Consider the following 11,675-nt stretch of genomic DNA (forward strand, 5'->3'; position numbering starts at 1 on the left):
GGTCAGGTCCGCTGGAGCAGCGAGTCGACGAGGCTGCCGAAGCGCAGCGAGGTCGTGGACCCCGGACCGGTGCCGAGGTGGCGCTCCGCGGCGCCGACCGCGTGCTCGACCGCTGTGGCGAGGCCGGCCGCGGACGACGCGGTGGTCACCTGCCCCTGTCGGGAGAGGAACCCGACGAAGCGCTGCTGGTGGTCGTCGACGTGCTCGCCCCGGCCGGGGTCGCGCGGCACGACGACGGGGTCGTGCCCGGCGGCCCGGGCCTCGATGATGAGGCCGGGCCCGCCGTGACAGACGACCGCGTCGGCGCGGACCATGAGGTCGTGCAGCGCCGACGGCGTCAGCATCGGCTCGCCGGCCAGCCGACTCGGCAGCACGGTCGCGCCGTGCTGCACGAACCAGTCGGCCGGCATCGAGGCGTCGAGCTCGTCGACCCAGCGAACGAGCCGGTCGAAGGGGTGGTGGTCGGTGCCCAGCAGCACCGCGACGAGCGGCACGCCGGTCACCACACCCCTCCGAGCACGACGCTGCGACGGTAGAGCGGCTGCTGCTCCGGCCACTGGACGAGGAACAGGTCGGTCACGGGTCGGCACAGGCGCCCGGTGAGCGTGCGGGTCTCGATCCGGTCGTAGACCTCGAGGTAGACGGTGCGGGCGCCGAAGAACCGGTGCATCCAGAAGAACGGGACCGCCACGGCGGCACCGGTGGTCACCACGAGGTCCGGCCGGAACGACCGCATGGTGCGCCAGGCCAGCAGGGTGTTGCGCAGCAGGTTCTTGGCGTTGCGTGTCGTGGGGTGGTGGGCCCAGGTCACCGACTCGCCGTCGAGCCGTGCCACGGCGTCGTCGGTGTCGAAGGTGACCCAGGCCCGGTCGTGCTCGGACCACCAGGGCTCGAGACACATGAGCTGAGCGAGGTGTCCACCCGAGGAACACACCAAGAGAACCTTCACTGACATTCCCCCCGGAAGTCTGCGCGGACGTGGTGTCCGCTGAACTCAACCTAGAAATCGCACGCCTGTCTGGCATGCCTCAATTTGGTGAACCGCCTGCGTCAGGCGACGACCTCGATGACGGGCAGCCCGCCGCGGTGCGCCAGGCTCACGGCGGCCAGCTGCGACGAGACGTGCAGCTTGGCCAGGATGGACTTCACCTGGGTGCGCACCGTCGCCTCGGAGACCACGCTGGTACCGGCGATCTCGCGCACGGACCGCCCGTGCATCAGGTGGACGAGCACCTGTCGTTCGCGGGGCGTGAGCGAGGCGAGCCGGTGGCGCACCTCGTGCAGCTCGGAGCGGTCCTGGGCCGAGGCGCTCATGAGTCGCTCCCGCTCCTCGCGGGACATCACGCAGCGGCCCTCCCGCAGGTGGCGGATGGCGGCCAGGGTCACGTTGAGCGGCTCCGACTTCGACAGCACCGCACTGGCTCCGGCCCGGAGGCACTCGCCCCAGACGAGCCGGTCGGCGCACCCGGTGATGACCACGACGGAGACCCCGGCGCGCTGCAGCGGCTCGATGAGCCGCACGCCGCTGGCGGTCGCCCCGAGAGCGAGGTCGATCAGCGCCACGCGAGGGCGGTGGTGCAGGGTGGCCGCGAGGATCGTCATGGACGTCGTCGGCCCACCCTCGCCGGGTGAGACCCGTCGGACGTCGTGCCCCTCGAGCGTGAGCGCGATGTCGAGGGACTCCGCGAACAGGGTGTGGTCCTCGACGATCACGATGCGGGTGAGTCCCAGCTGCCTGGTCAACTCGACCACCGCCTCTCGGTAGATGGTTCGTACTCGAACTGGATGGTTGTGGTGGGCCGCGCGTCCGATCGGCGGCGTGGAGCCCTGAGTGGGCTGTGGTTCGGGGTCATGTCGGTGCGACGAACAGCGTCCGGCCGTTCCACGTGCCGCCACCGTCCGGAGCCGAGGCGGGGCTCGACGGGCCGACGACCGACCCCGAGACGGCGCCGCGCTGCCAGCCGGCCGCGTGCAGCACGCCGTCCGGTGTCGCCCAGAAGAAGCGGCCCGAGGCCACGAACATCCCGCGTACCTGGCGGAGGTCCACGCCGGCCGGCACTGCCGGCGCGACGAGCCGCTCCGCGCCGACGACACCGCTCTGAGGGCTGAAGTAGCGATAGTAGAGGCGGTCGGACCCGGTGCGGGTGAAGTAGACCCGGCCGGAGTCGAAGAACATCCCGGTGGCCTGGCGGACGTCGTCCACCCAGCCCCGGAGGGGCACGAGCGCGTCGGCGGTGTAGACCGTCGACGCCGGCCCGTAGGTGGTGCCGTCGAAGGACCGGACGGTGAGGCGCCCGTCGGCGTGCGCGACGTAGAGCCTCGGCCCGACCACGAACGCGCCGTGCACGTGGCCCCAGCGGAGACCGCCGTCGGGAGCGGCCTGCGGCGCACCGGCGTGCCGGCCGTCGAACCGGCGACGACTGAGACCGTCGGGGCCGCCCAGGTAGACCGAGGCCGGCAGTCGGACGGCGCGGGTCGGTGCCACCGGGAGGCCCCGCGCCGGCAGGAGCGCGATGCGCGAGCGCAGCTGGTCACGCCCGATGCGCGTGGTGTCGGAGGCCACCCACAACCCCTGCCGGGTGAGCAGGAAGTCGAAGACGCCGACTCCCCGGTCGCGCCCGGGGTTCCACGACAACGGCAGCCCGTTGAGGGGGTCGAGCGCGGCGATGCCGCGCCGGGCGACGGCTCCGGGGCCGGCCGCGTTGCTGGCGTAGGGGTTGTTGAACCAGCGGGCGTGGCCGCCGACGTACACGGCCGGCCCGGTCACCTCGACGCTGTAGGTCGTGTCGCCGCCGGTGTAGTCGACCCATGAGGGCACCGCGTCGGCCCCGGTGGCCGCGAGCTCGAAGCGGGCCACGGTGTCGCACGAGCCGCGTGGACCGCCGTAGCCACCCGTGGTCGCGACGACGAGGTAGGTGCCGTCGGGGGAGACGTCGACGTCGCGCATGGTGGTGTCGAAGCGGCGCGCGCACGCCGAGGAGTAGAAGTCGGTACGGAAGCGGGCGACCTGCGCGCGCCGCCCGCCGACGTCGAGGACGACGAGCTCGCGGCGTACCGCTCCGCCGACCGTGGCGAAGTTGCCCACCGCCACGAGCCGCCCGCCGTCCGGCGTCGCGGCGACCTTGAGGACCTGGGTCGCGCCGCGGCGGTGGTGGCCGGCGAGCACCAGGCTCATGAACCCCGTCGCGCGGCCCGTGTCGGGGCGCAGGGTCGCCAGCGCGCGGTGGGGCCGGCCGCCGACGTGGGTGAACGCGCCGGCGATCCACAGCCGCCCGCGCGTCACGACCAGGTCCTTGACCGTGCCGGTCACCCGCCCGGGCCGGAACGAGCGGACGACGCCGCCGTCCCGCACGCGGATGCGGGCCAGCTTCGCCCGCGGCGTCCCGGCGATGGAGGTGAACTCCCCGCCCACGTAGACCGAGCGGCCGTCGGGGGCGGGGCGGACGACGCGGACATCGCCCACGGGGTCGGGGTGGAAGCGCTGCTTGATCCGCCCGGTGACGGCGTCGAAGGCCACGAGGCCGCGGCGGACGAACCGACGGTTCGAACGGTCCTCGCGGACGCGGGTGAACGACCCGCCGAGGACGACGGTGCGGCCGACCTGCGTCACCGAGTAGACCCGTCCGTCGAGGACCTGGGGCGTGCGCGGTGCCGCCACGGTGGCGACGAGCCGGCCGCCGGGGGCGTCACCGGACCCGGCCGCGCCGGCGGTCGGGGCCGCGGGGGCCGCCGGGGCCGCGGCCACGAGCAGCCCGACGACGACGGTCAGCCCGGCGACGACCGAGACCAGGGGTCCCGGACGGCGACGCCGGACGCGGGCGGGTCGGCTCATCGCGGCGTGAGGGTGTAGCCGTCGGCGTCGACGAAGGCCGAGGGCCCGCGCAGGTCGACGGGGAACGGGCGGGGCCAGAGCCCCCGGACCGCGGTGCGGCCGACGTGGCGGACCCGGTCGACGCTGCCGCCGTCCTGCACCTCGCTCCAGCGCAGCACGCGGTAGCGGACGTCGCGCCGCACCGGGTGGTCGACGGCGAGCACGTCGGGGTCGAGCCCGTGGGCGGCGAGCCAGCCGCACACCATGGACCGGTGCGCGGGCGACAGCGAGCCCACCGGCCGGTGCAGCGTGAGGTGCTCGGCGGTGCAGGAGAAGCCGACGTCGTTCACCATGAGAGCCCCCTCGTCCGGTGATCCGTGCCGACGACCTCGTCTGCACGGGAACGGCGTCACCCTAGGTGCGCGAGCGTGGGCCCCTGACGGTGTTGGGAGCAGGTCCCCACATTTGGGGAGACGGGCCACCCGCGGCCGTGGCCACGGCGTCGGACGACGGCACGAACTACCCGAATTGCGGCATGCCCAGCCGGCACGGCGATGCCAGCATCAACCGCGTCAGCCCGGCGAGACCGGGGCGGATGGCGAGATCGGAAACCCATGAACACGTGCCCCTCGGCCCGGCATCGACTCTCGCGCCCTCGGCGCCGGACGCTGCTGTCCGCCCTGCTGCTGGTGCTCGCCACCCTCGCCGTCCCGATGCTGTCGGCCCCGACCGCGAGCGCGGCCGCGCCGACGCTGACCCAGGTCGGGTCCGCCCTCACGGCGGGCAACCGCACCGCGCACGCCGTGCGGGTGCCGGCGGGCGTCGCCGCCGGCGACCTGCTGCTGCTCACCCTCACCGGCAACGACACCACCGTGGCCGTCACGGCCCCGACCGGGTGGACCGAGGTCCGCGCCGTCGACGGCTCGGGCATCCGCGGTCGCGCCTGGACCCGGCTCGCGACGGCTGCGGACGCCGGCGCCACGGTGACGGCCACGACGGCGACCGCGGTGAAGTCGGTCGTCGGCGTGAGCGCCTACCGCAGCTCGTCGAGCACGCCGTCGGTCACCGCCGTGGGCAGCCAGGTCGTCAACACCTCCGGCACGACGCACGCCGGCGCGGCCCTGGACGTCGCCGACCCGGGCTCGTGGGTCGTGGACTGGTACAGCGAGAAGTCGTCGGTGACGACCACCTGGACGCCGCCGGCGAACGCCGTCGCCCGGGGCACGGCCGCCACCACCGGGACGGGCCGCACCAGCGCCCTCCTCACCGACTCGGGCGGCGCGGTGCTGGGGGGCACCGCGCCGTTCCGATCCGCCACGACCGATGTCGCGACCAGCCGCAGCCTCACGATGTCGTTCGTCGTCAGCCCGGGGCCCGACCTCAACCGCCCGCCCGTCGCGGCCTTCACCACCGCCTGCACCGGCCTGGTCTGCTCCTTCGACGCCGCGTCGTCCAGCGACCCCGACGGCGACGCGCTCACGTTCACGTGGGCCTTCGGCGACGGCGGCACGGCGACCGGCCCGGCGCCGTCGCGCACCTTCGCCACGGGCGGCACCCGTACCGTCACGCTCACCGTGGGCGACGGCTCGACGACCACGACCACCAGCCGGGCGGTGACGACCACGCCCACCCAGACCGAGGGCGCGTTGACCTACGTCGACGCCGCGAGCACCGGCGGCAACCGCAGCACGCACACCGTGCGCGTGCCGGCCTCCGTGCGCACCCGCGACACCCTGCTGCTGTTCCTGACCACCAACGACACGACCGGCACCCTGCCCGAGCAGGTGCCGGGCTGGACGCTGCTGCAGAGCCGTGAGGGCAACGGCGTCCGAGGCCGGGTCTGGACGAAGGAGGCCGGGCCCACCGACGCCGGCAGCGACGTCTCGACCACCTCGAGCGGGTTCGTGAAGTCGGTGATGAGCGTCGTCGCGTACCGCAGCGACGGCGCTGCGGCGGTCGCGTCGGCGTCCTCGACGGTCGCCACGACCCAGAGCAGCCACACCACGCCGGCGGTACCGGTCACCGACGCCAACGCCTGGCTGGTGAGCTACTGGAGCGAGAAGTCCTCGACCGCGACGACGTGGGCGCTGCCGGGCGGCGTGACCCAGCGTGGCGCGGCCCTCACGACGGGCAGCGGCAAGGTGAGCATGGTCGTCGGCGACTCCGGAGGTGTCGTGCCCGCCGGCACCGCCGCCGGCCGGACGGCGACCACGAGCGTGGCCGTCAACCGCAGCCTGATGTTCTCGGTCGTGGTCCGCGGCGGCGTCGACGTCGGCGACGAGCCGCCGGACGCGGCGTTCACCGTCTCGTGCGCCGCCCTCGGCTGCGACGCCGACGCGTCGTCGTCCTCGGACCCCGACGACGACCCGCTCACCTATTCCTGGACGTGGGGCGACGGCGCGACGTCGTCGGGCGTGACCGCGAGCCACACCTACGCCGCGGCCGGCTCGCGCACCGTGACGTTGACCGTCTCCGACGGCACGCTCTCCGACACGGCGGCCCGGTCGGTGACCCTGTCGGCGCCGGAGCCGGCGCCGGGCCACACGCGACTGGTGCCCGACGTGCCCCGCACCAACACCCCGCTCATCAGCGACGGCGAGATCTGGGACATCGAGGTCGTCGGCAACCGGGTCTTCGTGGCCGGCAACTTCACCTCGATCCGCAACCGCGTCACCGGCAACAACACCCTGTACCAGCAGGCCGGACTGGCCTCCTTCGACCTCCAGACCGGCCTGGTCGACGCGGCGTTCCGTCCGACGTTCGGCCTGGGCGGCGTGGAGGCGGTCGAGGCCTCGCCTGACGGCACGCGGCTCTACGTCGGCGGCAACTTCGGCACCGTCAACGGCGTGAGCCGCAAGGGGATCGCCCGCCTCGACCTGACCACCGGCGCCCCTGTCGAGTCGTTCACGGCCAACACCAACGGCAAGGTCGCCGAGCTCGCGGCCACCAACACCACCGTCTACGCCGGCGGCCGCTTCGACCTGGTGGGCAACGTGCCGCGCCGCGCGCTGGCCGCCGTCGACGGCGCGACGGGCGACGTCCTGCCGGGCTTCGTCAACGACATCACCGGCGGCATCGGCACCAACGGCGAGCTCACCGTGCAGCGGCTGGTGCTCTCGCGCGACCAGAGCCGCCTGCTCGTCGTCCACACCGGCCGGCAGGTCAACGGGGTCGACCACTACGGCGCCTTCCTGGTCAACACCCGCACCGCGAAGGTGCTGCCGTTCAGCAGCCCGATCTGGCAGGACAACCTGCAGTTCGTCGGCGGCATCCAGCGCATCTACGGTGCCGCGATCTCGCCCGACGGCAGCTACTTCGTCGTCACCAGCGGCTCCGGCGGCGACCGCCCGCCGATCAACGACACCGTCATCGCCTTCCCGATGGACGGCGGCGCCGGCACCCAGCCGCTGTGGATCTCGCGGCTCTTCGACAGCGTCTACTCGGTCGCGATCTCCGAGAAGGCCATCTACGTCGGCGGCCACTTCGCCTGGAACGAGTCGCCGACCTCGCCGCAGCCGTGGCCGGGCCTGGACGACGTCGGCTACGGCACCGGCCAGGGCCTGTCCGGCTACGGTCTCGGCGACGCCGTGGTCAACCGCGAGCACATCGGCGCGCTCAACCCGGTCGACGGCACCGCACTCGACTGGAACCCGGGCTCGAACTCGTTCGAGGGCAACAAGGCCATGGAGCTGACCCCGCGCGGCCTGCTCACCGGCGGCGACGCCACGACGCAGGGCGGCTACAACGGCGGCCGGATCGCCTACTACGACCTCGGCACCGTGCCGGCCTCGAACGGCATCGAGACGACCATCGCCGACCCGATCGAAGGTCGCGTGAAGACCGCCGACGAGTCGTTCACGGTCAGCGGCACCGCGTCGGTGACCACCGGCTCGGTCGGTCGGGTCGAGCTCGAGGTGCACGACCTCGACCGCGACCGCTGGCTCGCCGACGACCTGACGACGTGGCAGACCGCGAACAACACCATCGACGCGGTCCTGACCCCGACCGGGGCGCGCACGGCCGACTGGTCGCTGCCGCTGACCATCGCGGGCAACCGCAAGATGCAGCTTCTCGCCCGCACCGTGACCGCCACCGGCGCGGCCGACAACTCCAAGGCGACGCGCAAGTTCGAGACCTTCGGTCTCGACGACCAGCCGCCGAACACCACCGTGACCGGACCGGCCAGCCCGGTGCGCTCGTTCACCTTCGTCATCACCGGGACCGCGACCGACGACAGCGGCGTGAACTCGGTCAGCCTCACCGTCCGCGACGCCGCCAACCGCTACCTGCAGGCCGACGGCACCACCAGCCCGACCTACAGCTCGTTCCGGATCACCCCGGACGTCGTCGGCGCGACCAGCACGACCTGGACCTACGAGGTGACGCTGCCCTACGAGGGGGAGTGGCAGGCGCAGGCGCGCGCCAGCGACACCGCCGGGCAGCCCGACCTCGACACCGCCGACCGGACCTGGATCGTCAGCGAGACCGGCATCGCGCCGTCCGTGGCCCTCACCTCGCCGCGGGTCATGACCCCGCCGACGTCGGTGCCCACGCTCGTCGTCGAGCCCGGCTCGCCGCTCACCTTCGCCGGCTCCGCGACCGACGACCAGTCGCTCGACACGGTCGAGATCAGCCTGCGCAACACCACCACGCGCGAGAACCTCGCCGCCGACGGCACGTGGGGCACCGACAAGATCGCCGGCTGGCACCGCGTGACGCCGCTGAACCTCTCCACCGCCGCCCTCGACTGGTCCTGGACGACGCCCTTCACGCTCAGCCCGGGCAGCTACTCGTTCTCGGTGCGGGCCACCGACCGGCTCGGCCTGACGACGTCGACGACGAACCAGGGCCGGCTCACGATCAACGCCCAGGTCGCCGGCGACGCCCCGCCCGACGGGCGTCTCGACGTCACCGGCACCATCACCGGCGGGCAGTCGCTCGACCTCGCCCTGACCGGCACCGCGACCGACGACCGCGGGGTCGCCGCCGTCCGGGTGGCCCTGCTCGAGCAGGACTCCAGCCGCTACCTGCAGCCCGACGGCAGCCTCGCGGCAGCCTTCGCGACGCTGCCGGCGACTCTCGCCAACCCCGGCGGGACGAGCACGACGTGGTCGCTCTCGCGGACGCTGCCGGTGCAGGGTGACTGGGCGGTCGGCGCCCTGGCCACCGACACCGCCGGGCAGCAGGACACCTCGACGGTGGGGGCGACCGCGCGCTACCGGATCTACCCCGGCGACGTGCCGCCGACCCTGACCGACGCGCTGCTCAACCCGACCGAGGGCACGACGTTCGCCGACGGCAAGATCTTCGTCAGCGGCCGTGCCGAGGACGACCAGGCCATGCAGCGCGTCGAGGTGGCGATCATCGACTCCGCCGGGCGCTACCTGTCCTCCACGGGCACGTTCACCAGCACCACTGCGAGCTGGCGCACGGCGTTCCTGACCAGCCCCGGCACCCCCGGGTCGAACTTCTCCTACACCACGCCCGTCGTCCCGCCGGACGCCTACACCGTGCGCGTGCGCGGGGTCGACCAGCACGACCAGGTGACCGCCGTGCCGGCCGAGCGGCACGTCACGGTGACGCACCCGCCCGGCAACCTCGCGCCCGTGGCCGCGTTCACCACCTCGTGCGTGCAGAACGTGTGCACCTTCGACGCGCGGAGCTCGACCGACGAGAACGCCCCGACGCTGACCTACGCCTGGGTGTTCGGCAACGGCACCGGCACCGGACCGCTGCCGAGCCGCACCTACGCCGCGCCCGGCACGTTCACCGTGACGCTCACCGTGCGCGACGAGTGGGGCCTGACCGCCACCTCGACCGGCACGGTGACCATCACCGAGCCGACGACCAACCGGGCGCCGACCGCCGTGGTCAACCCGCCGTCGTGCACCGGGCTGGTCTGCAACATCTCCGGCGTGGGCTCGGCCGACCCCGACGTCGGCGACACCGTCACCTACCTGTGGGGCTTCGGCGACGGGACGCCGACGAGCACCGCCTCGGCGATGTCGCACACCTTCCCGGCCGCCGGCACCTACACCGTCACGCTGACCGTCACCGACGGCTGGGGCCGGGTCGGCGTCACCACGCGGCAGGTCACGGTGACGACGCCGTGAGGCGCCGTCCCGCACCCGTCAGGCGTCACGACTCGGCGGCCCCGTGGCGCAGCAGCTGCAGGTGAAGCATGCGGGTCTGCGGCGAGGGCGTCGCCCCGAGGTTCTCGGTGAGGTAGTGCCGGCACCGCTCGAAGACGAGCAGCGCCGTCCCGACCTCGCCGAGGGCCGCGTGCGCGCGCATGATGGTGCGGTAGGCGCGCTCGGCCGAGGCGTCCATGACCAGCGCGTGGCGGGCCAGCTCGACGGCCAGGTCGTAGCGGGCGACCGACTCGGCGCACTCGGCCGCCTCGCAGAGCATGCGGCGCCGCTCCGTGTCGAGGGCCTCGCGCTCGCTGGTCGCCCACCCGCTGTCCTGGTCGGAGGCCACGAACGAGCCGCGCCACAGGTCCTGGGCGACCTCGGCCGCGGCCAGCGCGCGGTCGGCGTCGCCGGTCTCCCAGGCCGAGCGCACGGCGCGGCAGGCCCGGCGGAACTCGCGGACGTCGACCCAGGCGTCCTCGAGCGCCAGGCCGTCGTGGTGGCGGCGGACGCAGGGGACGCCGATCGTGCGGCGTGCCTGGCTCGCCGCGGTGCGCAGGCTGACGCGGGCGCGGTCGTAGGGCACGTCGGGCCACAGCCGCTCGACCAGCGTGGTCACGCTCGTGGGCTGGCCGTCGGCGAGCGCGAGGATGCGGACCAGGTCCATCGTCTTGGCCGTGCGCCACTCGTGCGGCTCGACCACGCTCCCGTCGGCCCGCACGACGCGCAGCGGGCCCAGGACGTGGATCCGAAGTCCGCCCATCGACGACCTGCCCCTCGGTGCACGCGGCCTCGACCTGGGGACGCACCGGCCACGCTAGTTCGCGCGCGGGTGACCGGGGCGGCTTTGGCCATACTGCGTGTCGCCGACCGGCGGGCCGGTGTGCTGCGGTCCGCCGGATCGCGCTACTGCGCGACGTTGCTGCCGTGCTCGAGGTCGCTCCCGGTCGTCGGGTGCCAGCGCACCGAGTGGGCCGCGCCCACGGCGGCCAGCTGCGAGGTGACCTGCAGCTTCGCCAGGATCGACTTGACCTGGGTGCGCACCGTCGCCTCGGAGACGAAGGCCGCGCGCGCGATCTCGCGCACCGGTCGGCCGTCCATGAGGTGGCCCAGCACGACCTGCTCGCGCCGGGTCAGCTTGTCGAGGTTGCCCCGGACCAGCCGGGACGACGACGACTCGACGTGGAACGCCTCGAGCAGGCGGCGGCGCTCGTCGTGGGTCATCACGGCGCGACCCTCGCCGATCCGCCGGATCGCGGCCAGGATCGAGTTGAGCGAGCCGGTCTTCGACAGCACCGCCCGCGCGCCGCTGCGCAGGCACTCGCCCCACCGCGCCTCGTCGACCTCGCCGGTGACCACCACGACGGCCACGCCGGCCTGGGTCAGCGGCGCGACGAGGCGGAGCCCCGTCTGGGCGCCGAGGTCGAGGTCGAGCAACGCCACCTGCGGCCGGCTGCGCAGGGCCGCGGCGACGAGCCCGGTGGTCGTGGCGTGGGCGGCGACCTCGACGCGGTCGACGTGGTGACCCTCCAGGGTCAGCGCGGTCTCGAGCGACTCGGCGAAGAGCACGTGGTCCTCGACGACCACCAGCCGCATCAGGTCACCGGCGCGTGGCACGACGACCTCCTCGGCGTGCTGGGCCAGCGAGTGGTCCTGGGTGTGGTGTGGTGTGTGGTGTTGTGTGCTGCACGTGCTGGTGGTGCGTGGACGCGGATGCGACCCCCATGACAGTT

Annotated in this window: 8 protein-coding genes; 1 reads left to right on the forward strand and 7 read right to left on the reverse strand. The window is 73.7% G+C overall.

Features of this window, described 5'->3' with window-relative positions:
• Window positions 1–2: 2 nt before the first annotated feature.
• The 5 genes from ABFT23_RS21780 to ABFT23_RS21800 all read right to left on the reverse strand — a co-directional run bounded on the left by ABFT23_RS21780 (window position 3) and on the right by ABFT23_RS21800 (window position 4,164).
• Window positions 3–503 (reverse strand): glycosyltransferase, encoded by a 501-nt coding sequence (locus ABFT23_RS21780; protein ID WP_347899069.1) that lies wholly within the window; start codon window positions 501–503, stop codon window positions 3–5.
• Complete coding sequence (locus tag ABFT23_RS21785) at window positions 500–901, reverse strand: UDP-N-acetylglucosamine--LPS N-acetylglucosamine transferase (RefSeq protein ID WP_347899071.1); 402 nt, start codon at window positions 899–901, stop codon at window positions 500–502. Before ABFT23_RS21785 ends, ABFT23_RS21780 begins: the two co-directional genes overlap by 4 nt.
• 149 nt (window positions 902–1,050) lie before the next feature.
• Window positions 1,051–1,743 carry a response regulator transcription factor gene (locus ABFT23_RS21790; protein WP_347899072.1) on the reverse strand — a complete coding sequence of 231 codons (693 nt, stop codon included), beginning with the start codon at window positions 1,741–1,743 and terminating at the stop codon, window positions 1,051–1,053.
• A 106-nt stretch (window positions 1,744–1,849) separates the two neighbouring features.
• Window positions 1,850–3,832, reverse strand: coding sequence for a hypothetical protein (locus ABFT23_RS21795; RefSeq protein WP_347899074.1), 1,983 nt, complete (start codon window positions 3,830–3,832; stop codon window positions 1,850–1,852).
• Window positions 3,829–4,164, reverse strand: coding sequence for a hypothetical protein (locus ABFT23_RS21800; protein WP_347899076.1), 336 nt, complete (start codon window positions 4,162–4,164; stop codon window positions 3,829–3,831). Before ABFT23_RS21800 ends, ABFT23_RS21795 begins: the two co-directional genes overlap by 4 nt.
• A 261-nt stretch (window positions 4,165–4,425) precedes the next feature.
• Between ABFT23_RS21800 and ABFT23_RS21805 the strand changes: the two genes are divergently transcribed.
• Window positions 4,426–9,924 carry a PKD domain-containing protein gene (locus ABFT23_RS21805; protein ID WP_347899078.1) on the forward strand — a complete coding sequence of 1,833 codons (5,499 nt, stop codon included), beginning with the start codon at window positions 4,426–4,428 and terminating at the stop codon, window positions 9,922–9,924.
• 25 nt (window positions 9,925–9,949) lie between these two features.
• Here ABFT23_RS21805 and ABFT23_RS21810 read toward each other — a convergent pair whose 3' ends face one another.
• Window positions 9,950–10,705: an AfsR/SARP family transcriptional regulator gene (locus ABFT23_RS21810; protein WP_347899080.1), complete on the reverse strand. Its 756-nt coding sequence runs from the start codon at window positions 10,703–10,705 to the stop codon at window positions 9,950–9,952.
• Window positions 10,706–10,848: 143 nt separating this feature from the next.
• Window positions 10,849–11,559, reverse strand: a complete 711-nt coding sequence (locus ABFT23_RS21815; RefSeq protein ID WP_347899082.1) for a response regulator transcription factor — start codon at window positions 11,557–11,559, stop codon at window positions 10,849–10,851.
• Between the last annotated feature and the right edge of the window lie 116 nt (window positions 11,560–11,675).

Source organism: Nocardioides secundeburneus (assembly GCF_039939255.1).
Taxonomy (GTDB): domain Bacteria; phylum Actinomycetota; class Actinomycetes; order Propionibacteriales; family Nocardioidaceae; genus Nocardioides.